Annotated in this window: 22 protein-coding genes; 9 read left to right on the plus strand and 13 right to left on the minus strand. The window is 52.7% G+C overall.

The features are described from left to right. Positions 1–3: 3 nt before the first annotated feature. The 6 genes from ccsA (ABD931_RS00875) to ABD931_RS00900 form a co-directional block, all read right to left on the minus strand. Complete coding sequence (gene ccsA / locus ABD931_RS00875) at positions 4–2,568, minus strand: cytochrome c biogenesis protein CcsA (RefSeq protein WP_345262978.1); 2,565 nt, start codon at positions 2,566–2,568, stop codon at positions 4–6. A 110-nt stretch (positions 2,569–2,678) separates the two neighbouring features. After that, a complete protein-coding gene (locus ABD931_RS00880) occupies positions 2,679–3,119 on the minus strand; it encodes a cytochrome c maturation protein CcmE domain-containing protein (RefSeq protein ID WP_345262980.1) in 441 nt (146 codons plus the stop codon). A gap of 30 nt (positions 3,120–3,149) precedes the next feature. Then, positions 3,150–3,401 carry a CcmD family protein gene (locus ABD931_RS00885; RefSeq protein WP_345262982.1) on the minus strand — a complete coding sequence of 84 codons (252 nt, stop codon included), beginning with the start codon at positions 3,399–3,401 and terminating at the stop codon, positions 3,150–3,152. A 43-nt stretch (positions 3,402–3,444) separates the two neighbouring features. After that, positions 3,445–4,104 carry a cytochrome c biogenesis protein CcsA gene (gene ccsA, locus ABD931_RS00890; protein WP_345262984.1) on the minus strand — a complete coding sequence of 220 codons (660 nt, stop codon included), beginning with the start codon at positions 4,102–4,104 and terminating at the stop codon, positions 3,445–3,447. A 196-nt stretch (positions 4,105–4,300) separates the two neighbouring features. Next, entirely contained in the window at positions 4,301–4,450 is a 150-nt protein-coding gene (locus tag ABD931_RS00895) for a hypothetical protein (protein WP_345262986.1), read from the minus strand. A gap of 12 nt (positions 4,451–4,462) precedes the next feature. Continuing rightward, the gene (locus tag ABD931_RS00900) at positions 4,463–5,137 is read right to left on the minus strand and encodes a heme exporter protein CcmB (protein ID WP_345262988.1); all 675 of its coding nucleotides are present in this window, start codon (positions 5,135–5,137) and stop codon (positions 4,463–4,465) included. Positions 5,138–5,327: 190 nt separating this feature from the next. Between ABD931_RS00900 and ABD931_RS00905 the strand changes: the two genes are divergently transcribed. Then, a complete protein-coding gene (locus tag ABD931_RS00905) occupies positions 5,328–5,588 on the plus strand; it encodes a FeoA family protein (RefSeq protein ID WP_345262990.1) in 261 nt (86 codons plus the stop codon). Positions 5,589–5,620: 32 nt separating this feature from the next. Then, entirely contained in the window at positions 5,621–7,750 is a 2,130-nt protein-coding gene (feoB, locus tag ABD931_RS00910) for a ferrous iron transport protein B (RefSeq protein ID WP_345262992.1), read from the plus strand. A gap of 67 nt (positions 7,751–7,817) precedes the next feature. Here the strand turns inward: feoB and ABD931_RS00915 are convergent, their stop codons facing one another. Together ABD931_RS00915 and ABD931_RS00920 are read right to left on the minus strand one after the other, a co-directional pair. After that, on the minus strand, positions 7,818–7,982 hold the full coding sequence (locus ABD931_RS00915; RefSeq protein ID WP_345243430.1) for a hypothetical protein: 165 nt from the start codon (positions 7,980–7,982) through the stop codon (positions 7,818–7,820). 253 nt (positions 7,983–8,235) lie between these two features. Continuing rightward, positions 8,236–9,735, minus strand: a complete 1,500-nt coding sequence (locus tag ABD931_RS00920) for an NAD(P)H-hydrate dehydratase (RefSeq protein ID WP_345262994.1) — start codon at positions 9,733–9,735, stop codon at positions 8,236–8,238. 110 nt (positions 9,736–9,845) lie between these two features. Between ABD931_RS00920 and rplS the strand changes: the two genes are divergently transcribed. From rplS to ABD931_RS00935, 3 genes are all read left to right on the plus strand, one after another. After that, a complete protein-coding gene (gene rplS, locus ABD931_RS00925) occupies positions 9,846–10,220 on the plus strand; it encodes a 50S ribosomal protein L19 (RefSeq protein ID WP_345262996.1) in 375 nt (124 codons plus the stop codon). Between the two features lie 63 nt (positions 10,221–10,283). Next, entirely contained in the window at positions 10,284–11,063 is a 780-nt protein-coding gene (dapF, locus tag ABD931_RS00930) for a diaminopimelate epimerase (RefSeq protein ID WP_345262998.1), read from the plus strand. 110 nt (positions 11,064–11,173) lie between these two features. Beyond that, entirely contained in the window at positions 11,174–11,773 is a 600-nt protein-coding gene (locus ABD931_RS00935) for a DUF4142 domain-containing protein (RefSeq protein WP_345263000.1), read from the plus strand. A gap of 50 nt (positions 11,774–11,823) precedes the next feature. Here ABD931_RS00935 and ABD931_RS00940 read toward each other — a convergent pair whose 3' ends face one another. After that, entirely contained in the window at positions 11,824–12,132 is a 309-nt protein-coding gene (locus ABD931_RS00940) for a rhodanese-like domain-containing protein (protein ID WP_345263002.1), read from the minus strand. A gap of 208 nt (positions 12,133–12,340) precedes the next feature. Here ABD931_RS00940 and htpG point away from each other — a divergent pair, with 208 nt between their 5' ends. From htpG to ABD931_RS00955, 3 genes are all read left to right on the plus strand, one after another. Beyond that, positions 12,341–14,176, plus strand: a complete 1,836-nt coding sequence (htpG, locus tag ABD931_RS00945) for a molecular chaperone HtpG (RefSeq protein WP_345263005.1) — start codon at positions 12,341–12,343, stop codon at positions 14,174–14,176. Between the two features lie 97 nt (positions 14,177–14,273). Then, complete coding sequence (locus ABD931_RS00950; protein ID WP_345263007.1) at positions 14,274–14,750, plus strand: nuclear transport factor 2 family protein; 477 nt, start codon at positions 14,274–14,276, stop codon at positions 14,748–14,750. Between the two features lie 62 nt (positions 14,751–14,812). Then, positions 14,813–15,445 carry an HAD hydrolase-like protein gene (locus ABD931_RS00955; protein ID WP_345263009.1) on the plus strand — a complete coding sequence of 211 codons (633 nt, stop codon included), beginning with the start codon at positions 14,813–14,815 and terminating at the stop codon, positions 15,443–15,445. A 22-nt stretch (positions 15,446–15,467) separates the two neighbouring features. Here ABD931_RS00955 and ABD931_RS00960 read toward each other — a convergent pair whose 3' ends face one another. Then, on the minus strand, positions 15,468–16,100 hold the full coding sequence (locus tag ABD931_RS00960; RefSeq protein ID WP_345263011.1) for a DUF4126 domain-containing protein: 633 nt from the start codon (positions 16,098–16,100) through the stop codon (positions 15,468–15,470). Between the two features lie 224 nt (positions 16,101–16,324). Between ABD931_RS00960 and ABD931_RS00965 the strand changes: the two genes are divergently transcribed. Beyond that, entirely contained in the window at positions 16,325–18,085 is a 1,761-nt protein-coding gene (locus ABD931_RS00965) for an ABC transporter ATP-binding protein (RefSeq protein ID WP_345263012.1), read from the plus strand. Positions 18,086–18,131: 46 nt separating this feature from the next. On the opposite strand, the gene ABD931_RS00970 is transcribed toward ABD931_RS00965, so the two are convergent. The 3 genes from ABD931_RS00970 to msrB all read right to left on the minus strand — a co-directional run bounded on the left by ABD931_RS00970 (position 18,132) and on the right by msrB (position 21,828). Continuing rightward, positions 18,132–18,497, minus strand: a complete 366-nt coding sequence (locus ABD931_RS00970) for a hypothetical protein (protein WP_345263014.1) — start codon at positions 18,495–18,497, stop codon at positions 18,132–18,134. A 123-nt stretch (positions 18,498–18,620) separates the two neighbouring features. After that, positions 18,621–21,152 (minus strand): penicillin-binding protein 1A, encoded by a 2,532-nt coding sequence (locus ABD931_RS00975; RefSeq protein ID WP_345263016.1) that lies wholly within the window; start codon positions 21,150–21,152, stop codon positions 18,621–18,623. Between the two features lie 145 nt (positions 21,153–21,297). Continuing rightward, entirely contained in the window at positions 21,298–21,828 is a 531-nt protein-coding gene (msrB, locus tag ABD931_RS00980; protein WP_345264450.1) for a peptide-methionine (R)-S-oxide reductase MsrB, read from the minus strand. Positions 21,829–21,881: the final 53 nt, after the last annotated feature.

Below are 21,881 nucleotides of genomic sequence, written 5' to 3' on the forward strand. Positions count from 1 at the left end.
GGATTAAACCATTTCCGCCCGGCGGCCGGTCTTGGTTTTCGTTTTGTGATATTCGCGGTACCGACGCACCGTTGCCATCGTGAAGCCGAGGACGAGAATCAGCGTACCAATCCATAACAGGTTGATCAGCGGCTTCTCCATTGCTTTCAGCACAATGTAGTCGCGCTGGGTGCGGTTGACCGCAAACGTAAACTGGCCGGTCTGCGGGTTAATTTCGTTTAACTGAATCCGGACGCCCAGTTCTTCGCTGGTATCGGCTTTGCGGCCAATCAGGCGGTCTTTGATCACAAACACCGGCTCCAGCATATACTCCTGGTTTTTGTCGAGCACGCGGATCATGGCTTTTACAGCCGCATCTTCCGGCCCCAGTTGCATGCCTTCGACCTCGGTCGTCCGCACCACATTATCCAGAACGGCCACGTAGTCGTTCAGGAAGAACGTATCTTTCAGCGACACTTTATACTCTTCGGTCTTGCTCCACTGATTTTCCGACGATGGATCGGGGATTGACGATACGAAGGTGTACAAATCTTTGCCGGCCTTCCGGCGAATATCGGGCGAGGATAGCAACCCCATTCGCTCGTTGACCTGCGCCCGTGGATACAGGCTGAATATTTTGCCGTTCGGTTCGCGGTACTCTACCTCATAATACACGTTTTCGGGGTACAAGGCCAGCGTATCGCCTTTCTTGTGGTAAAGCTTACCATTCTGCTCTATATCCCGCAGGGCAAGGCCGTGAAAATCACCTTCAATAACCTCGACCCAGTTCTTGGGCACATAGCCCGGTACATCCCGGATTTCGACCCGTGGGCCGCGGTAGGTCAGCGTGTAAGGTCCCATCCGCTCCGACTGATTAAGCCAGAGCAGTATATTTTCCTTGTTTTCCTTATTGTCGTTTTTGGTGAAATCCTCGCTTTTGGAAATCATCAGGCCGCTGTTGTTGATGGAGACCACCCGCGAGAAGCCCGACGAGAACAGCACGCCAATCAGCATCAGGGCCATACCCATATGGGTTACGGCCCCGCCCGATACCCGGTAATTACCCCGGACAATACCCAGCAGGATGGTCCCGTTGGCGAGCAGGGCAAAAACGGCAGCCACCAGCAGCGCCATATACACCGGATTGCGAATTTCGCCAAAGGTGATAAGGGCCGCACTCACCAGCAGCGTCAGCAGGGCCGGAGCCGTCAGCGCCCGCCAGTTTCCTTTCTCCACTTTGCGCCACCACAGATACTGACCGATACCGGTCAACAACGCAATAACGACAAAGAACCAGACCTGAAATTTATTGTAATGAGCAATCTGATCGGCAGGTAGGGCCAGGTTGGAGACAACGCCAAACAGTTCGGCTACTTTGTTGTAAACCGGAATGGAGGTGGTGGCCAGAACCTGAAAGCTGGCCAGGCAGATTACCGTAGCCCCGATAAACAGCCAGAATTCTTTGCTATAGACCGACGCTTCTTCTTCATCCGACGGAATTAGCTTCCATTTGCGGACCATCAGCCCAACCGCCAGCGCCACAAACGCCAGCAGGTAAATCAGCAACTGCCCCGACAGGCCCAGATCGGTAAAGGAGTGTACCGATGCGTTCCCCAAAATACCGCTGCGGGTCAGGAAGGTTGAATACAGAATGAGCAGGAAGGAGGCAACCGACAGAATAATGGCCGACTTCAGCCCCGTTGAGCTGCGCCGGGCAATAATCATGGTGTGCAGGGAGGCCACCAGCACCAGCCAGGGTACATATACAGAATTTTCGACCGGGTCCCAGTTCCAGTAGCCGCCGAAGTTCAGCGTCTCGTAGGCCCAGTAGCCACCCATCAGAATACCCACGCCCAGCACCATAGCTGCCAGCAGCGACCAGGGCAGCGCCGGCCGGATCCACTCCAGCGGCTGGTTACGCCACAGGCCCGCCAGGCAGTAGGCAAACGGCACCATCGTCAGCGCAAAACCCAGAAACAAGGTGGGCGGGTGAATCACCATCCAGTAGTTCTGGAGCAGCGGGTTCAGCCCGTTGCCATCTTTTGGAACAAAATTAGGATCTGTAGCGAAAATAGGGGTGTTGGGCATCGCTTCGCGCAGCAGCAGGAACGGCGAGCTGCCAATCTTGACCGAGTCGCCAAAGACTACGCCCAGAATCATCGACGCCAGGAAGGCCTGTACCAGCGCAAAGACCGTCATCATGGGTGCCTCCCAGCGTTTGTCGGTGCGCGTCAGAATAACGCCCAGCACGGCATTCCAGAACAGCCAGAGCAGGAAACTACCTTCCTGACCTTCCCAGAAGCAGGAAATCATATAATGCGTCGGCAAGGCCAGCGAGGAGTGGCTCCAGGCGTAATGGTATTCGAAATAATGGTTATATATGATCCAGAAGAGGCTGGCAACTACCCCGACAACGGCCGCGCCGTGCACGTAGAAAGCCATACGGGCCAGCCTGCGCCATTGCGCCGTTTCGGCCAGATCGGTACTGCCAAGCGCCGTTTTCAGGTAGGCAACCGTAGCCACCAATGCCGTGACAAACGACAGGATTACGAACAAATGACCCAGATTACCGACGGTTGTGTGTATCATTTTTTAGAGTTTGAAGTTTGAGGTTTAAGGTTTGAAGTTGGAAAGGTGCAACCTGGCCGTTAAAGGTGCCTGAGCGGAGCAACTTCAAACTTCAGACTTCGAACGTCAAACTATAATTTAGCTGTTTTCGCTTCGTGTTCCGTAACCTCCAGCTTGTTATCCTGATATTTCGAGGGGCACTTCAGCAGAATCTTGTTGGCCTGGAAATGATCGCCCTGCATGGAGCCGATAACCACCACTTGTTCGGAGCGGTCGAAGTCCTGCGGTTTGGGGCTGTTGTAGACTACGCGCTGTACCCGGTTGGCGTTGTCAACCAGCGTAAACTCGAAATGATTGGGGTCAACCTCGGGCTGGTAGTGCATGCCTTCGATCTGGCCACGGGGGTCTTTTTTCAGCTTACCCACCACGTGAATCATATCTTTCTCTCCGTTGCGGGCCAGTTCTTCGGCCTGCGTAAAGTTCACGTACGAACTAGCGTCGCCGGCCGTCGAAACAATAATGCCGATAGCCAGCGCAATGACGATAATGCCGATGATGTGCGAAATTTTCATAGGAGTACGAATAAAGTCAGGGAGGAGGGTTTATGAGCGGATGTCGGCCGTTTTTTTGAGTTTCACATCTTTCTCCAGTTTGCCAATTTGGCGGTCGAGCCGTACCAGGTACGTGACGATGCCGACAAAGACGACGGCAATCACCAGCACCACCACCCATATTTTACCGTCGGCCCGGAGCCGGTCGGCCATCTCGACCTGGTCGGGCGTTTGGGCCATCAGAGATTGTGTTATAAGCAGCAGAGCCGCCGGCAAAGCTTTTTTCCAGAGCGTTAAGCGCATATATAAGGGAGTAATCTAAGTAATAACATAAAATGGGAAAGAATCATTCCTCGGTAACGGCCTGCAACCGGCGCAAACGGATTCGTAATTCGGTAATCCAGACGCCCATCAGCGTCCAGCCGATCACGGCCGGGTAAAAGACCATTCGCATCTGGTTGTTCATATCGTACTGCCCGAATGCCGGATTACCGCCGTTGCCGGGGTGGAGCGAATCGGTCAGCCGGGGCAGCACAAAGATGAGCGGAATAAAGACCGCAAACGCAAAGATGTTGTACACCGCCGAAATCCGGGCCCGGCGCTGCTCATCGTCAAACGAGCCGCGCAGAATCAGGTAGGCAAAGTACAGCAGCATACCCACGGCCACGCCGTTCAGCTTCGGGTCGTTGGGCCAGGGTTCGCCCCAGGTAAAATTGGCCCAGATCGCACCCGTAGCGCAGCCCAGCAGGCCGAACACAATGGCCGAATTGGCAAACTCGACAGCAACAAGATCATCGTCGGGGCGACCGTTGCGCAGGTAGCGGATTGAGTAGATCATTGACGTAAGCAGCAGAACGATCATGCCGAACCACAGCGGCACGTGAAAGTACACGTTCCGGATACTTTCATTGAGAATCGGCTGCCGGGGTACGGTACCGAGGAGGCCCGCCAGAATGACGTATGTCAGGATGGCTACGGCCAGAATTTTCCACCAGTTTTGTTTCATATTGGTTGTGACTCTTCAGTCAAAGGTACTATATCAATCAAACTCTCAAATCGCCGGAAATCCTGAACATTGTTGGTCAGTAGTTTCCGGATGCCGTATTGCTGCATCGTGGCCACGATGTTAGTCTCTTAGCCTGGTCATGAAATGCGGAGTCGGAAATTGTCCCGTGAAAATTTCTGACCGGGATTTTCACGTTTTATATCGTAGGCAGTTGCACTACACTTTTCTTTTTCGGGCGGACCGCTTTCTCATTGTATACGATCACAACCTCAACCGCACCTTCGGTTGGAAGCTCTTCTTCCAGCTTTAACTCCCCATTATTGTAAATACCTCTTACAGTTTTCATAGTGTTAACAGGTTAACTCCGCCATAAAAACGGAAACAACATCCATGACAGCACCAGCACAATGGCATCGATAGCCAGCACGGTTCCGATTTCGTCCATACTCACGCTGCGGTCGAGGCCGTCGATGGCGTTCTTCGATACCCGCAGCAGCATCAGCAGCAGGGGCAGAATGATCGGGAAGCTCAGCACCGCCATCAGGGTCGCGCTGTTTTCGGCCTTGGAGGCAATGCCCGCAATCAGCGTCAGCGAGGCCGCAAAGCCTACCGCCCCCAGCAGCAGACTGAGCAGGTACAGCGGCACATCGGCCACCGGATTCCCCAGCACAAAGGCATATACACTAAAACCCAGGCCCGCCAGTACCAGCATCAACACGGTATTGTACAGGATCTTCGACAGGATGATCTGCTGCGGACTGGCCAGGGTATAATAATAGAGCAGCCGACCGGCCCGCTCCTGCACAAAGCTCTTGGCAATGGCGTTGATGGCCGTAAACAGGAGAATGATCCAGAATAAGGTGTTCCAGACGATAGGGGTAAGCTGGTTGCGCCGGGCGTTGAAGCTCAGGTAACAGACAAATACCGCCCCTACAATGTACAGCAGCATTCCGTTGAGGGCGTACCGCTGCCGCCATTCCAGCCGGAATTCCTTCTGCATCAAAGCACCAATCTGTTGCACCGACTCGGGCATAATTCTCCTGTTTAATAGACAAAATTACGACACAAAGGCGTTCCCTCGGAGGGCTTGCCTGAGTAAATCTCCTGATTTTTGTCATGAATTGGTAAACATTCATGTTCAGGCAGCTTTTGTTTGCATTTACAAACTTTCCTGAGTAATCTTGCATTTGTTTATAATAAATCTAAATACGAATAAGGCAGGTATGGCAAAACGAAGTGTCGCCCAGCAACAAAGTGTCACCCAGCGCAGCGTAGCGGATTTGAAAGTAGGCGAGAAGGCTGTGATCCGTTCTTTCAGCGATCAGTGGATGTCGTTGAAATTACTGGAAATGGGCTGCCTGCCGGGTGTTGAGGTGTCGCTGCACTGCAAAGCCCCCCTGGGAGATCCTATCTGCCTGAACATATCCGGCTGCTACTGCCTGTCTATGCGGAAAGATGAGGCTGCAACCATATTAGTGGCCTAACGCCGGGTTGCTCGTTTACAAAGCTTAAGTCGTTGAAATCGCATCCTGTAATAGCACTGATCGGTAATCCAAACGCAGGCAAATCGTCGTTATTTAACCAACTGACGGGTCTGCGGCAGAAAACCGGTAACTTCCCCGGCGTTACGGTCGACAAAAGGTCCGGTACCTTTACCCTCCCTGGTCAGCATGGGCAAAAGCCTGTCGATATTACCGTAGTTGACTTACCCGGCGTATACTCCATTTATCCAAAGTCACTTGACGAACAGATCGTCACCGATATTCTGGCGAATCCGCACCATCCCGATTACCCGGATGTAGCCGTGGTGGTAGTCGATGCCTCCAACCTCCGCCGGAACCTGCTGCTCTTTACCCAGATTGCTGATCTGAACCTGCCCGTGGTGCTGGCCCTGAACATGCTGGATGTAGCCAAACAGCAACACCTCGACGTGAACGCCGTGAAACTGGCCATGAAGCTGGGAGTGCCGGTGGTACGAATCAACGCCCGGACCGGCGAAGGGGTCAGCAACCTGAAACAAGCCGTTCTGGCGCAGCTAAACCAGCCTAGTTACGTTCAGGCGCTCTTTTTTGACCCGGCCGAAGCTGTACCTGACCTGATTGAAGATACCAAAGCTAACTACCAGCTCAACAACAATTACCTGGCGCTCCAATATGTGATGCAGCACGATGGCTTCTCGTTCCTGAACCGGCGGCAGCGCGAGGGGCTCGACGGACTTATTGACCGCTATCGCTTCAGCGAACCCGATTTTCAGGCGCAGGAAACCATCCAGCGTTACCAGCGTATAGCTGAGGTAGTGACGGAGGCCGTCACTGACCGCCGACCGCTGAACCAGCCTACGTGGAGTCAGCGTATCGATAAAGTGTTACTGCACCCGGTATGGGGCTATCTGTTGTTCCTGTTTATTCTGCTGCTCATTTTCCAGGCTATTTTTGCCTGGGCGGAGCCGTTTATGAACGCCATTGACGAAGGGGTGGCCTGGCTCAACGGAACGCTGAAGGAGCAGTTGCCGGATAGTCCGCTCACCAGTCTGCTTACCGATGGCGTGCTGGCCGGGATTGGCGGTATTCTGGTGTTTATTCCGCAGATAGCCTTTTTGTTCATGCTGGTATCGGTACTGGAGGAGTCGGGTTATATGTCGCGGGTGATGGTACTGATGGATCGGATCATGCGCAAGTTTGGGCTGAACGGCCGCAGTGTAGTGCCGCTGATTTCGGGCGTGGCCTGCGCCGTACCGGCCATCATGGCGACCCGTACCATCGGTACCCGGCGCGAACGACTCATTACTATTCTGGTAACACCCCTGATGAGTTGCTCGGCGCGTTTGCCGATCTACACCATTCTGATTGCCCTGGTGGTGCCCGATCAGCCGGTATTAGGCTTATTAAACCTACAGGGGCTGGCGCTGCTGGGTCTTTACCTGCTGGGCTTTGTGGCTGCGTTAGTGGCGGCTTTTATATTGAAATCGATCCTGAAGACGAACGAACGCAGCCTGTTTGTAATGGAACTGCCCACCTTTAAGCTGCCGCGCTGGAATCACGTGGGTCTTACAGTCTGGGAAAGTGTCCGGGCGTTTGTCTGGGAGGCCGGCCGGGTCATTCTGGCTATCTCCATTGTGCTCTGGGTATTGGCCAGCTACGGCCCCGGCGATGCTATGGAGCGGGCAGAGGCCAGAGTACGGCAGGAGAACACGACGGCTCCAAAAGCAGCCCTGGAGAACGAGGTAGCAGCTCAGCGACTGGAATACTCGTATGCCGGCCACTTCGGTCATTTTATTGAACCGGCCATCAAACCGCTGGGTTACGACTGGAAAATAGGCATTGCCTTACTGAGTTCATTTGCCGCCCGCGAGGTGTTTGTCGGCACTATGTCAACCATTTACAGCATCGGCGATGCAGGCGAAGACAGTCAAACCATTCGGGATCGGCTGCGGTCGGAACGTAATCCGGATACTGGCGGACCAATGTACACCCCGGCTCTGGCGTTTTCGCTGCTGGTATTTTATGTGTTTGCCATGATGTGCATGAGCACGCTGGCAACGGTTTATCGGGAAACCAAAAGCTGGAAATGGCCGGTGGTGCAGTTAGCCTACATGAGCGCGCTGGCGTATCTGGCTGCTTTTCTGGTGTACCAGATAATGACGTAATTCCCCAAAGAGGCATAAAAAAAGGCGATCTACAGCGGTAGATCGCCTTTTTTGTGGGAGATACCCATCAGAATATAAGACCTTTTTCGATTAAGGGGTAGATAAAGTGATACAGGATGTAACCAAACAAAGCTAATGATAATCCGCCCAAGGCAGTCGTCTGATCCATGTCAACGCTTGATTTTTTGGCGGACCGGCTCAGACGCCAGTCTTTTTGTGCAAAGTTTCTCATGAGATACGTCGGTTTTGGTTGGTAAGGCAATCTATTACAAAATTGGTGCCTAACCTGTGGAACAAATGCCCCTCTTTTGTGGAGCGATTACCTCTATAACGAAAACATTGGCTGTTCGTTTTCCAACAGGAGATTAAAATTTTCTCACGTATACAAAGAGGCACATATGTAAAGGCCTAAAAATCTGTTGATTGTGGAAATAATTCCACAAAAAAAGATAACTTTTCTACACTAGAGGAATTAGGAAACGGTTTCAGGACCATCGGAGGGCATCCAGCACGTCTGTGGCTGTCATGCCAATCTGGCCCCGCTGCCGGCCTACCAGATCACCGGCCAGACCATGCTGGTAAACCCCCAAAACGGCAGCTTCAACAGAATCGTATCCCTGGGCAAGCAAAGCTGTCAGAATACCCGTGAGCACATCACCCGTACCACCGGTACTCAGGCCCGGGTTGCCCGAGGAATTAAAGTGAATATCTCCCTCCGGCGTGGCAATAGCAGTATGGGCACCCTTCAGTACAACAACAATTCGGTAGCGCCGGGCAAAATCGCAGAGGATTTCCAGTTTATCATAGTCGTTCTCCCACTTTTGCGTCAGCCGCTCAAATTCTTTAGGGTGAGGAGTCAGGATGCTGTGTTCCGGGATCAGTGACATCAGGTCCCGGTTTTCGGCCAGCAGGTTCAGGGCATCGGCATCAATGACCAGCGGATTTCGGTATTGACTGAGCAGCGTCCGTAGCATGTTTGCCGTTTCGGGGGCTTTGCCGATACCGGGACCAACACCAATGGCCGTGAACTCCTCATACGGTATCCCTTCGATTTCGCTTTGCCCCGACAACACATACTGGTGCGTATCCGGGCGGCACATAGCCTCCGGAACAGCCGTCTGTAGTACCGCATACCCGCAGCGGGGTGCCTGAACCGTTAGTAATCCCACTCCGGAGCGCAGACAGGCCCGGGCCGCCAGCACCCCCGCCCCAATTTTGCCGTAACTGCCCACCAGCAGCAGGGCGTGACCAAACGTGCCTTTGTGCGAAAACCGCTCCCGCTGCCGCAGCAGCAGCCGGGCTTCTTCGGGCGTGGTGTAGAAATAAGGGGTAGGGGTCTGGTCGATAAAGCGCTTGCTAAGCTTAATATCGATGATGTGCCACTGACCTACGTACCGGCTGTTGCGGGGGAGCAGAAAGCCGATTTTGGGTAACTGGAAGGTGACGGTATAGTCCGGCTCGATAATAACGTCGTCCGGTCCATTCGGCTTATCGGGGTACAGCCCACTGGCAATATCGACCGACACAACCTTAGCCGGTGCCCGGTTTATGGTCTCGATCACACTTTTGGCAATACCGTCTACCGGCCGGTCAAGGCCGGAGCCGAAGATGGCGTCGATCACAATCTCGTTGTGCCGGATGGCGGGAATGTTGTTCGGCTGCTCGATGTAGTTGAGGGTAGTGAGCAGCTTGAGTCGCCGGTGGTTATGCATAAAGTCATCGGACTCACGCGGGGCATAGCGAACAATATTAACCTCAATGGTGTACCCCTGCTGCATCAGAATGCGGGCAATGGCCAGTCCGTCGCCCCCATTGTTGCCCAGGCCACAGAACAGTTTAACCGGATAGGAGGTGGTAAACCGCGCTGTAAACCAGTCGACAAAGGTTTGGGCGGCACGCTCCATCAGGTTGATGGGCGCTATGGGTTCATGCTGAATGGTATACTGATCGAGTTGACGAATTTGTTCGACGCTTAGAATCTTCATACGTTGATAGGAACAAGAGCTGTAATTTTGCAAAACTATTTTCTGGTAACCAAATTATTCGCTATATTTGCGGCTCATTTCGCAAATTCTTATCTGACGATACATAGGTCATGAGTGAGCTGATTAAACTGGTGGAAGCCGACAACGCACAGCGTCGGACTGACATCCCGAATTTCCGCGCCGGCGACACGGTCAACGTGCACGTTAAAATTCGTGAAGGAAATAAAGAGCGTGTTCAAATTTTTCAGGGTACGGTGATCCAACGCCGGAACCCGAACACCAACGGTGAAACGTTCACCGTTCGCAAGATCTCCAACGGCATCGGTGTTGAGCGTATCTTCCCGGTTCTGTCGCCGAACCTCGACAAAGTCGAAGTGGTTCGTTTGGGTAAGGTTCGTCGGGCGCGTCTGTTCTATCTGCGCGGTCGTCAGGGTAAAGCTGCCCGCGTAAAAGAGCGGAAGCCTAAAGCAACCGTAGCGGCTTAAGCCTTTCCGGCACCAACATTTTCGGGGAAGCTGTCTGGAAAGGCAGCTTTTTTGTTTTTACAAATGACTATCGACTTTTATAAATACCAGGGTACCGGCAACGATTTTGTGATGATCGACGACCGGGCCGAAACTTTTCCGGTGCAGGATCAGGCGCTGGTAGCTCATCTCTGCCACCGGCGATTTGGTATCGGTGCCGATGGGCTGATTCTGCTCCGCAACGATCCGGACTACGATTTCCGGATGATTTACTTTAATGCCGATGGAGCCGAAGGAAGCATGTGCGGCAACGGCGGACGCTGTATCGTTCGCTTTGCCCACGACCTGGGGGTGTTTGACCGCCGGACACGCTTCATTGCCGTAGACGGAGCGCACGAGGCAGAGGTGACCCCAGACGTGGTAGCGCTGAAGATGAATACCGTCAGCGGCATGACGGTGCAGCCCCATTACATATTCCTGAATACCGGCTCCCCCCATGTGGTCAAATTCACCGAAGATCTGGAATCGCTGGATGTGGTGGCCGAAGGCCGGCCGATTCGGTACAGCGAGCCCTTTGCCCCGGGTGGGACTAATGTCAATTATGTGCAGGTACTTGATGAACAGCATCTGTTTGTGCGGACCTATGAGCGGGGCGTCGAAGACGAAACATACTCCTGCGGGACCGGCGTAACGGCGGCTGCTCTGGCCGTTCACCGCCAGTATGGCCTCAGCAGCCCTATTGCCATTCGCACGCTGGGCGGTGACCTCCGGGTAGCCTTTACACCGCAACAGGATGGCAGCTTTAGGGATATATCGCTGATTGGCCCGGCTCACCGCGTATTCGGTGGTCAGGTGAGTTACTAGTGGCCTATTTTCCCATTCAGTAAGTAAGATTCCGGTCGGCAAAACCTTATACGTTGGGGCTCGTTCTACGTACATTTGACTTATTTGTAGAACTCGGAACACACTGAACTATGAGAAAACTGAGTATGTGTCTGCTGCTGGTAGTTGCCGCCTGGAATTTTCAGGCCTGTAACACCCGGAAAAATGAAGATAGTACTGAACGGGCTGAAGAGGCTAATGAGCGAAAAGCTGATTCGCTGGACGATGCAGATCGGGACCAGCGGGCGGCCGTTCTGGAAAATGATGCCGACTTTGCCGTAAAAGCGGCCAGCGGAGGCATGATGGAGGTTGAACTCGGAAACCTGGCTCAGCAAAAAGCCCAAAATGCACGAGTAAAAGAATTTGGCCGAATGATGGTTGAGGACCACACCAAGGCCAATAACGAACTTAAAGACCTGGCCGCCCGCAAAAACATCACCTTACCAACATCAATGGGTGAAGACCACCGGAAACACGTGGACGAATTGCGGAGTAAGTCGGGCGCCGATTTCGACCGGGCGTACATGGACCTGATGGTAGACGACCACGATGAAGACATTGATTTGTTTGAGAAAGCGGCCAACAATGCCAAAGATGCAGACGTGAAAGCGTTTGCCGCCAAAACGCTGCCGACACTCCGGAAACACCACGAGGCTGCCAAGTCAATTAAGGATGGTATGAAGAATTCGTAAATCAGGGTTATCAATAGTGAAGGGATGCTGAAACAATCGGTATCCCTTTTTTAATCTTCTGCTTCCAGAATGCCCCCTTTTAGATGGTAAATGATCTTGTTCTGTAACTCTGCCTGGCGCAGCAGATCTTTGGCCGCAATCCGGCTCCGGACGCCATTGGTGCAGATGCAGATCAGCGCCTTAAAATTCTGTAGCTCGCTCTTTCTGGCCCGTATATCAGGCAGGGGAATGTTAATCCCGCCGATATTGAACTCCTCAAATTCCCATTCATCGCGCACATCAATAACCGCCGTGTCGGGCTGCTGTCGCAGGTGCTCCAGGCTGGCCGTATCAATATCAGTGTACGTTTTCGTTGTCATACTCTATAAAAACAAGGCTGTTTTGTTTCAGGTTTCAGGTTAGTCAATAGTCGTGAGTGGCTCCGCCGGTTTTACTATTGACTAACGACTACTGACTAACCACTTCATCTCTGCCAATGTGTCAGCCCCGACCCGTCTGGAACAGTGTTTGAGCACCGGCAGGCAGGTATTTATAAACTGCAAATTCACTCAATCACTGACGTTTTCTATGGAAGCTGTACAGAACGAGAAAGGCCAGATATCCATCCACACGGAAAATATTTTTCCGATCATCAAGAAATTTCTTTACTCCGACCATGAAATTTTCCTCCGTGAACTGGTATCCAATGCCGTTGATGCGTCCCAGAAGCTGAAAAAGCTGGCATCTTTCGGCGACTTTAACGGCGAACTGGGCGACCTGAAGGTGACCGTGTCCGTGGATAAAGAGGCTAAAACGATCACCGTCAGCGACCAGGGTATTGGTATGACGGCCGATGAAATCAAGAAGTATATCAACCAGATTGCTTTCTCGGGCGCGGCCGAATTTTTGGAAAAATACAAAGACAAGGCACCTGACGATAAAGCCATTATCGGTCATTTCGGTCTGGGCTTTTACTCGGCGTTTATGGTAGCCGATAAAGTAGAGATCATAACCAAGTCGTACCGGGAGGAAGGTGACATGGCAGCCCGCTGGGTGTGCGACGGCTCTACCGAATTTGAGATTACCCCGGCTGAACGCAGCGAACGCGGTACCGACGTAATCCTGCATATGGCCGCCGATTCGGAGGAGTTTCTGGAGAATAGCCGTATCCAGGGCATTCTGGAGAAGTACGGTCGGTTTCTGCCGGTGGAGATCGAGTTCGAGGGTAAAGTCATCAACAACACCACGCCGATCTGGACCAAATCACCCTCGGAGCTGACCGATGAGGATTACAAGAAATTCTACCAGGAGTTGTATCCGTTCTCCGAAGAGCCGCTGTTCTGGATTCACCTCAATGTGGATTATCCGTTCAACCTGACGGGCGTACTGTATTTCCCAAAACTGAAGAACGATTTCCAGATCCGCCGGGAAAAGATTCAGCTTTTCAGCCGACAGGTGTTTATCACCGACGAGGTGAAAGACGTGGTCCCCGATTTTCTGATGCTGCTGCACGGGGTGATCGACTCGCCGGATATTCCGCTGAACGTGTCGCGAAGCTTCCTGCAGGCCGACGCCAACGTGAAGAAGATCAACGGCTACATCACCCGCAAGGTGGCCGACAAACTAAACGATTTGTTCAAGGCCGACCGGAAAGCGTTTGAGGAGAAATTTGAAGACATTGGGCTATTTGTCAAGTACGGCATCCTGAGCGACGATAAGTTCTGGGAAAAAGCCAAAGAATTCTGCCTGCTGAAGAGCGTCGACGAGAAATGGTCTACCCTGAACGAATACCGGGAGTACGTACAGGCCAACCAGACCGACAAACACGAGAATGTGGTGGTGCTATACGCAACCGACCGGAATCAGCAGGATGCCTACGTGGAGTCGGCACGCCGGCGCGGCTATGATGTGGTGCTGCTGGATAATGTCATCGATCCGCATTTCATCAACGCCCTGGAGTCTAAACTGGAAAAAACAACCTTCAAACGGGTAGACGCCGATACGCTCGATAAACTGGTCGACAAAGGGCTGAACAACGAAAGTGTGCTATCGGAAGCCGATCAGACCAAACTAAAGGAGGTATTCGAGAAAACCCTGGACAACAAGGCACTCACGGTGAGTATAGAGGCCATGCCGACCGATGAACTGCCGGTCACTATCACGCTGCCGGAGTTTCTGCGCCGGATGAAAGATATGTCGGCGCTGTCGGGCGAACGGTCGTTCTACGGCAACATGCCGAATACGTATAACGTAGTGGTGAATGCCAACCACCCGCTGTCGGCCAAGGTGCTGGCCGCCGAAGAAGGGGAAGCTCAGCAGAAACTGGCCAAGCAGCTTTACGATCTGGCCTTGCTGTCGCAAAACATGCTGACCGGTGCCGACCTGACGGCCTTTGTGCGCCGGACGGTAGAGACGCTGGCGTAAACCGATAGCCATTCGTTAACTTTTATACCCCTCAGGCTGGTTTTAATCGGGCTGAGGGGTATTTTTATGGCCAATGCAGACCGCAAAAAATGTACTCATGGATGATCAACTGAAATTGCTGCTGGAGAAAGATCGGATAATTGACACCATTAACCTGCTGTTTATTGCCACCGACAGCCGCGACTGGGAAGCCGTAAAACGCTGTTTTACCGAGCTGGTCATGTTTGACATGAGTTCCATGACGGGTGCCGCCCCGGCCCTTACAACGGCGCAGGAGATTGCCGCCGGCTGGGAGCAGGGGCTGGCTCCGCTGAAAGCCGTTCACCACCAGGCCGGAAATTACCGGGTCCGCATCCATGGCGATCAGGCCGAAGCGTTCTGCTACGCCACCGCCACCCATTTCCTGCCCAACTCAACCGGCCAAAATACCCGCACCTTTGTCGGGAGTTATGACTTCAGACTGATAAACGAAGACAAGAGCTGGCGCATCAATCAGTTTACATTTAACCTAAAGTACCTCGACGGTAACACCGACCTGCACAACCCGGACTCTCAGACACCAAACGCCAGATAACCAGAGCCGTTTCAGGCTACGCGCCCCACTCATTCGCTCATTCGCTCTTTCACCCCTCGCCTATGTACAAGCTGGTAATATTCGACTTCGACGGTACGTTAGCGAATTCATTGCCGGCGTTCGGGCAAGTGCTGAACGAACTGGCTGACCGGTACCATTTTCCTAAAGTCGACGAAAGTCAGGTAGAGCGGTTGCGGAGCCTGGGAGCGCGGCAGATTATGCAGGAGCTACGAATTCCGTACTGGCAAGTGCCCCTGATTGGCCGCGACGCCGTTCGGCTGATGGCCCGGCACGCTGACCAGATCGCTTTGTTCGACGGTATCGATACGGTACTCCAGCAGTTGTCAGAAGCGGGAATTACTCTGGCGCTTATCACCTCCAACTCCCGCGAAAACGTATCGCAAATTCTGGGAGCCAGGAATCAGGCATTATTGCACTATATCGAGTGCGGCTCCTCGTTGTTCGGGAAGCGGGCAAAAATCCGGAAGGTCCTCAAAAAGAGTGGCTTCAGGCCCGGCCAGACGCTCTGCATCGGCGATGAAATCCGCGACATCGAAGCCGCCCACGACGAAGGTACCGCCTTCGGGGCCGTTGCCTGGGGATATACCAACCTCGATGCCTTAAAAGCCTACCAGCCAAAAGAAGTATTCCACGCGCCGGCGGAAATTGGAACCCGGCTCATCACCCCAAATTAACCAGTTAACCACTCAACCACCTTCACCCTCGGCCATTGCTACTTCTGGGTATCTGATCGAGTGGGTTGCCGGGCTGAGCTTTCGGTCGGGTGAACCAGAACCGCCGGCGGGTCAGCAGGCGGGCGGCTATGTAAATCAGAATAAAGGCAATAATCACAAAAGCGATCAGCGGCAGAAATAAGGTAAACAGCGAAAGACCAAACGAGGCTACGTTCTCGGTGGTGGCCACCACCGGATTTCCCAGCCCGCCTGTGGTGGCTGTTGATCCCAGCCGGAGCAGACTGGTACCAGCCTGTACCAGGCCGGCGGCACCTCCACCCAGCATCAGGCCTAAGCCCCAGTCGAGAATGGGGTTGTCGATGTGAAAAAACGATGTACTGAGCAGGGTACCGGCAATCACTGCCGCCGGTGCTGCGATGGTATCGAGCAGATTGTCGAGCCAGGGAACGTAGTAGGCACCCAGCTCAACAGCCGTGGCTACCGCAAGCCCCAGGATTCCCGACCAGGTACTGACCCATTCCATACCCGAGAGCGGGCTAATCAACCCAATTTTTGTAGCGAGCCCCGCCAGCAGCAGCGGCACAAACACCCGAAAGCCGCAGCAGGCGGCTAATCCCACACCCATGCAGGCGCTAAGTATCCAATCCCAACTCATTTTAGTTTGAAGTTTGAGGTTTGATGTTCCAGGTTCCAGGCTCCAAGTTTCAGCGGGGTATCCCGGTGGTTTCATGTTCTTCGGGTGGTATCCACTTAACCTGGAACTTGAGACCTGAAACCTGAAACAATTACAAACTACAAACTTCAAACTCTTAACTGTAACTTTCGGTTGGAAAATTCTGTTACAAAACCGAACCTCCCATATCTCATCTCAATAGCTCTGTGAACGAAGAAAAGAAAAGCGGCCGGATTTTCGACTGGGTTATCCTGAAGCGGCTGTATCGTTTTGTCCGACCTTACCAGGGGCGTTTTTATCTGGTTGTCTTCTTAATTTTATTGGCGGCCCTACTGGCTCCAGTGACCCCACTGCTGATTCGGTATACCATTGATAATGAGATTGCCAACGGCAATTACCAGGGCCTGACCCTGATGCTGCTGGTGATGGTGGTCGTGCTGGTGCTGCAGGCTGTTCTGCAGTTTTCCAACACGTATCTGTCGGGCTGGCTCGGGCAGCACGTCATCCGGGATATCAGGATTCAGCTCTACCATAAAATTCTGCACCTGCGGCTGAAATTTTTTGATAATACGCCCATCGGACGGCTGGTGACGCGCACCATTTCCGACATCGAAACCCTGGCCGATGTATTCACTGAGGGTATGGCCGCCATTGCCGGCGATATTCTGCAACTCATCCTGATCGTAGCCGTTATGTTCTGGACCGACTGGCGCATGGCCGCCATCAGCCTGTCGATGATTCCGCTGATGCTGCTGAGTACGTACGTTTTCAAGGAAAAAATCAAGGATTCGTTCAATGAGGTGCGGACGGCGGTGTCCAACCTCAACTCCTTTGTACAGGAGCATATTACGGGTATGAGCATAGTCCAGATTTTCGGCAGCGAGAAAATCGAAAGCGAAAAATTCAGCGCTATCAACAACCAGCACCGCAAAGCCCACATTCGGTCTATCTGGTATTACTCGGTTTACTTTCCGGTGGCCGATGTTATTGCCGCTGCCGGTACGGGACTGGTGGTCTGGTACGGTGCCCGCGAAATTTTGCAGCAGGAGGTGACCTTCGGGACGGTAACCGCCTTTATTATGTTCATCAACCTGTTCTTCCGGCCAATTCGGATGCTGGCCGACCGCTTTAACACCCTCCAGATGGGTATTGTCAGCACCGACCGCATTCTGAAACTGCTCGACAGCGATGAGTTTACCGCAAATAACGGCACCTACCAACCCGAAACCCTGCGGGGAGAGGTCGAGTTTAAAAACGTCTGGTTCGCCTACAACAACGAAGAGTACGTGCTCAGGGATATTTCGTTCAAAGTAAACGAAGGAGAGACGGTGGCTTTTGTGGGCGCTACCGGAGCCGGTAAGTCGTCGATCATCAATCTGCTGAGCCGGTTTTACGACATCAACAAAGGGCATATTTACGTAGATGGTGTCGATATTCACGAATATGAATTAGGGGCGCTTCGCCGGGACATCAGCGTAGTGCTGCAGGATGTATTCCTGTTCTCCGATACCATCGAGAATAATATTACGCTCGGGGACCCCACCATCAGCCGCGAAAAACTGGCCGAAGCGGCTAAACTGGTTGGAGTCGATGAATTTATTGAGCGCCTGCCCGGCGGCTACGCCTATAACGTCATGGAACGGGGTTCTACCCTATCGGTTGGGCAGCGGCAGCTTATATCATTTGTGCGGGCTATGGTTCATGACCCCAAAATTATTGTGCTGGACGAAGCCACCTCTTCGGTCGATACCGAAACAGAGGAGATGATTCAGGACGCTATCGGTAAACTCATGAAAGGCCGGACGGCCATCGTGATTGCCCACCGGCTTTCTACCATCCAGAAGGCCAATAAAATTATTGTTGTTGATAAAGGCCGGATTGTGGAGCAGGGTACCCACGAAGAACTGCTGCAGCAGGAAGGGGCCTACGCCAATTTGTACCGGATGCAGTACAAAGAGATGGTATAGCGTATACAAGGGCATGGCCGGTATTTCTGCCGGCCATGCTTCCTGTTTATTCACCTGTTAATGTTGAATCCCGTAGATTCTCTTCTTCCTCTTTTAGACCGGCACCGGTAACGCCTTCCGTTATTACTTTGCGTTCCGGCGTGGTTGGTTCATTGCCGGTCGGACCAGATCCCGAACCATCCAGCGCGTAAGCAAGCGCCTTCGATAAATCCTCTTCTGCCGTTACGGCACCCGGCAGCGGTTCACTCCTGGTCTGGCTATCCCCTTTGGGAAACGTCTGTTTTGATCCATATTCCGGCTGATCGGCCGGGGCAGGATATTGGTCCTTCGCACCGGAGCCACCAGCCTGCTGATCAATCACCTCTTCATCTGCACGGGGGTCAATGTCCATACCCGATGGAATTGACCTCATATTCTCAGGCTTTGGGGCATTATGGTTCATATACGTTGCTAATTGGTTAATTAAGTAACCAAACAGCAGGCAGGGGTGTTTAAAGACCATCTGCCAAAACGGTGAAAACAGCCTGTATAAACCCTATTGTTCCCGGTTTCCCGTGGTATCCGGCACCGGTTCCGGTGCCGTTGGTACGGTTGGCTCAAACTCCGAATCGTCAAACTCCTCGTCTACTTCGGTTGTGTCTGGTTCGGCCGGTTCTTCTTCGTATCCGCCCCCACAGTCGAGGTATTGTTTAATGATCGGAACCGTAGGTTTGGCAAAGGGACCCTGTAAATCCTTGAACTTAGCGTCGGCATACACCTTCTCCAAAAACCGACCAACCAGCGGCATGGCTGTTTTGGCCCCTTCACCGAGATCCGTCGACCGGAAGTGAATACTACGGTCATCGCCCCCTACCCAGGCCCCCACAACCAGTTTATTGGAAACGCCGATAAACCAACCGTCTGAGTTATTAGACGTAGTACCGGTTTTGCCGCCCATCTGGTGGCCGTTCCTGAAAATATTGAACGACCAAAGGTTCTGAGAAGTACCACCGGGTTCTTCCAGACCGCCCCGCAGCATGTGTACCATCAGAAACGCTGTCTCGGGGCTCAGCACCTGTTTACTTTCCGCCCGGAATACCTCTATTTCGTTGCCGTTCCGGTCCTCTATCCGCTGAACGATGATGGGTTCGGTATACGTCCCTTCGTTGACAAAGGTGCAGTAGGCAGATACCATTTCGTACAGCGATACGTCTGAAGAACCCAGGCCGATGGAGGGTACCGCCTGCAACCGGCTCTTGATGCCCAGACGATGGGCGTATTCGGCCACTTTTTCAGGACCAACCCGGTCGGTAAGACGTGCCGTTATGGAGTTAACCGATCGGGCCAGTGCCCGGCGGAGCGTCATGTTGGCGTAGCTGTAATAACCGGTCGAATTTCTGGGTTCCCAGAACGTCTTCTCCCCGTTTTCGACAAACTCCTTGCGGAAGGGCTCATCCCTGATCCGATCGCAGGGGCTTAAATTCATACTCGTATCGTCGATGGCCGCTGCATAGACAAAGGGTTTAAAGGTCGAGCCCGGCTGTCGTTTCGCCTGTTTTACGTGGTCATATTTGAAGTAGTTATGGTCCAGACCACCCACCCACGCCCGAATATGACCATTATATGGATCCATAGCAACCATACCGGCCTGCAAAAACCGTTTGTAATACGCAATAGAGTCATACGGAGTCATTTCCACCTCGCGTTCGCCACTCCAGTCAAACACTTTGATCTTATTTTTTTTGACCTTCATGTAATACCGAACCGAATCCGGCTGGTCGGGGAAGCGTCGGATGAGACCCCGGTAGCGCTCGGTGCGTTTGGCAACCGTATCAATAAAGCCGGGAATTTCCTTACCTCGTTCGTCGGACCAGGGGTTGCGCCCACTCCAATGGTTTTCAAATACCCGCTGAAGCTGCTTCATCTTCTCGTTAACCGCTTCGTCGGCGTACGTCTGCATCTTCGAATCGATGGTCGTATAAATTTTAAGTCCATCGGTATACAGGTCATAGCCGTTGCGTTCGCCCCAGTCCCGCACAAACTCAACCACCGCATTTTTAAGGTAGCTGGCCGGGCCGGCCGATGGGTTTTCGGGCGTAAAGTCCGTTTCCAGGGGCAAGCTGGTGATGGAGTCTGCCTGAGTTTTGCTCAGATAGCCGTATTTTGCCATCTGACTAAGGACCACATTCCGGCGTTCTTTGGAGCGCTTGGGGTTCCGGATCGGATTATACGTGGTGGTCGCTTTCTGCAAACCGACCAGTACGGCACCTTCCTGGATGTTTAGTTTATCCGGTGTTTTGTTAAAATAGGTACGTGCTGCTGTCTTCAAACCAAATGAGTTGCTGCCAAAATCGACGGTATTGAAATAATACGTCAGAATTTCATCTTTGGTGAAATTGCTTTCCAGCTTTTTGGCCATCAGCCACTCTTTCGATTTGATAACGAACGTCCGCACGAGCGGAATCCGACCCAGAATCCCTTTTGAGCTACGGCGGGTTTTAAACAGGTTTTTGGCCAGCTGCTGGGTAATGGTACTACCTCCGCCCCGGTCTCCTCCGGTCAAAACCGATAGAGCTACAGCCCCCAGCGCCCGGGTGTCTATGCCGGAATGCTTATAAAAGCGAATATCCTCTGTAGCAATCAAAGCATCTTTAACATGCTTCGGAATATCTTTAAACTCGATAGGCGTCCGGTTTTCGGTAAAGAATTTGCCAATTTCCACGCCATCCAGCGTATAGATCTCCGACGCCTGATTAAGCTTCGGGTTCCTCAGATCTTCTACACTAGGCATTTCACCGGTCAGCCACAGAAAGTTGGTTTCCAGCAAAAAAATGTATATGGCCAGCAAAAGCAGGGCGTTCAGAAAGAACTTGGCCGAGCCCCGCAGAAATGGATAGTAGCTCGACTCCGGGTCAATGTATTGGTGAACAAAGGAACGGAAGTTTTGCCTGGACTGGTTGTACGAATACATCCAGCGATCGACACGCTCTTTCCCGGCAATGGCAGCAACAATTTTATAGATCAGACCGCGAATTCCTTGTGTAATCCGGTGCCAGAAGGCGCGAAGACGCTCCCAAAAATCACTCATGTGTATGATTTAATAACCTTGTTTTTGGTGATAATTGGCCCGAAGAAGGCCCGTAAATATAACGCAAAATCTACCGATAAAATGCCAAAAGGCCGGACTGCGATGCAGCCCGGCCGGGTATTGTCTTGATTTTCAGGCAGGTTTTTTACTTCTTTTCGAACGTAAGGGCTACACCGTTCATGCAATAACGCAGGCCGGTTGGCTTAGGCCCATCGTCGAACACATGACCGAGGTGTGAATCACAGACGGAACATAACACTTCGGTCCGGACCATACCATAGCTGCGATCCGACTCTTCCTGAACGGCGTTTTTAGCAATAGGTTCGTAAAAACTGGGCCAGCCGGTGCCGGATTCGAACTTAGCAGCCGAACTGAACAGCGGATTGTGGCAGGCGGCACAGTAGTAAATCCCTTTTTCTTTATTGCGGTTGAGTGGGCTGGTACCGGCCCGTTCGGTCCCTTGTTCCCGCATAACGGCATACTGATCGGCCGTCAGGATTTTCGCCCATTCGGCATTGGGCTTTACCACCCGGCGACCGCCGGGCGAGTCAACCGTTTTCGGCTCCCGGCTGGCGGTGGCTTGTTTCTGGTTAGCTGATTGCGTCTGACCAACGCAGGACAGGAATCCCCCCGTTACCAGAAAAACAGGAAAAAGCAGCGCTATAATAGATTTCATGGTTTGCATAGTTGTATTCTATTTACGCTAAACAGGCCCGGCAGGATTCCGAA

The organism is Nibrella viscosa (assembly GCF_039541875.1).
In the GTDB taxonomy this organism is placed as follows: Bacteria; Bacteroidota; Bacteroidia; order Cytophagales; family Spirosomataceae; genus Nibrella; species Nibrella viscosa.

Excerpts from the sequence above, each read along its gene's own strand:
- ccsA (WP_345262978.1), bottom strand. The coding sequence starts at position 2,568 with ATGATACACACAACCGTCGGTAATCTGGGTCATTTGTTCGTAATCCTG.
- ABD931_RS00880 (WP_345262980.1), bottom strand. The coding sequence starts at position 3,119 with ATGAAAATTTCGCACATCATCGGCATTATCGTCATTGCGCTGGCTATC.
- ABD931_RS00885 (WP_345262982.1), bottom strand. The coding sequence starts at position 3,401 with ATGCGCTTAACGCTCTGGAAAAAAGCTTTGCCGGCGGCTCTGCTGCTT.
- ccsA (WP_345262984.1), bottom strand. The coding sequence starts at position 4,104 with ATGAAACAAAACTGGTGGAAAATTCTGGCCGTAGCCATCCTGACATAC.
- ABD931_RS00895 (WP_345262986.1), bottom strand. The coding sequence starts at position 4,450 with ATGAAAACTGTAAGAGGTATTTACAATAATGGGGAGTTAAAGCTGGAA.
- ABD931_RS00900 (WP_345262988.1), bottom strand. The coding sequence starts at position 5,137 with ATGCCCGAGTCGGTGCAACAGATTGGTGCTTTGATGCAGAAGGAATTC.
- ABD931_RS00905 (WP_345262990.1), top strand. The coding sequence starts at position 5,328 with ATGGCAAAACGAAGTGTCGCCCAGCAACAAAGTGTCACCCAGCGCAGC.
- ABD931_RS00915 (WP_345243430.1), bottom strand. The coding sequence starts at position 7,982 with ATGAGAAACTTTGCACAAAAAGACTGGCGTCTGAGCCGGTCCGCCAAA.
- ABD931_RS00920 (WP_345262994.1), bottom strand. The coding sequence starts at position 9,735 with ATGAAGATTCTAAGCGTCGAACAAATTCGTCAACTCGATCAGTATACC.
- rplS (WP_345262996.1), top strand. The coding sequence starts at position 9,846 with ATGAGTGAGCTGATTAAACTGGTGGAAGCCGACAACGCACAGCGTCGG.
- dapF (WP_345262998.1), top strand. The coding sequence starts at position 10,284 with ATGACTATCGACTTTTATAAATACCAGGGTACCGGCAACGATTTTGTG.
- ABD931_RS00935 (WP_345263000.1), top strand. The coding sequence starts at position 11,174 with ATGAGAAAACTGAGTATGTGTCTGCTGCTGGTAGTTGCCGCCTGGAAT.
- ABD931_RS00940 (WP_345263002.1), bottom strand. The coding sequence starts at position 12,132 with ATGACAACGAAAACGTACACTGATATTGATACGGCCAGCCTGGAGCAC.
- htpG (WP_345263005.1), top strand. The coding sequence starts at position 12,341 with ATGGAAGCTGTACAGAACGAGAAAGGCCAGATATCCATCCACACGGAA.
- ABD931_RS00950 (WP_345263007.1), top strand. The coding sequence starts at position 14,274 with ATGGATGATCAACTGAAATTGCTGCTGGAGAAAGATCGGATAATTGAC.
- ABD931_RS00955 (WP_345263009.1), top strand. The coding sequence starts at position 14,813 with ATGTACAAGCTGGTAATATTCGACTTCGACGGTACGTTAGCGAATTCA.
- ABD931_RS00960 (WP_345263011.1), bottom strand. The coding sequence starts at position 16,100 with ATGAGTTGGGATTGGATACTTAGCGCCTGCATGGGTGTGGGATTAGCC.
- ABD931_RS00970 (WP_345263014.1), bottom strand. The coding sequence starts at position 18,497 with ATGAGGTCAATTCCATCGGGTATGGACATTGACCCCCGTGCAGATGAA.
- ABD931_RS00975 (WP_345263016.1), bottom strand. The coding sequence starts at position 21,152 with ATGAGTGATTTTTGGGAGCGTCTTCGCGCCTTCTGGCACCGGATTACA.
- msrB (WP_345264450.1), bottom strand. The coding sequence starts at position 21,828 with ATGAAATCTATTATAGCGCTGCTTTTTCCTGTTTTTCTGGTAACGGGG.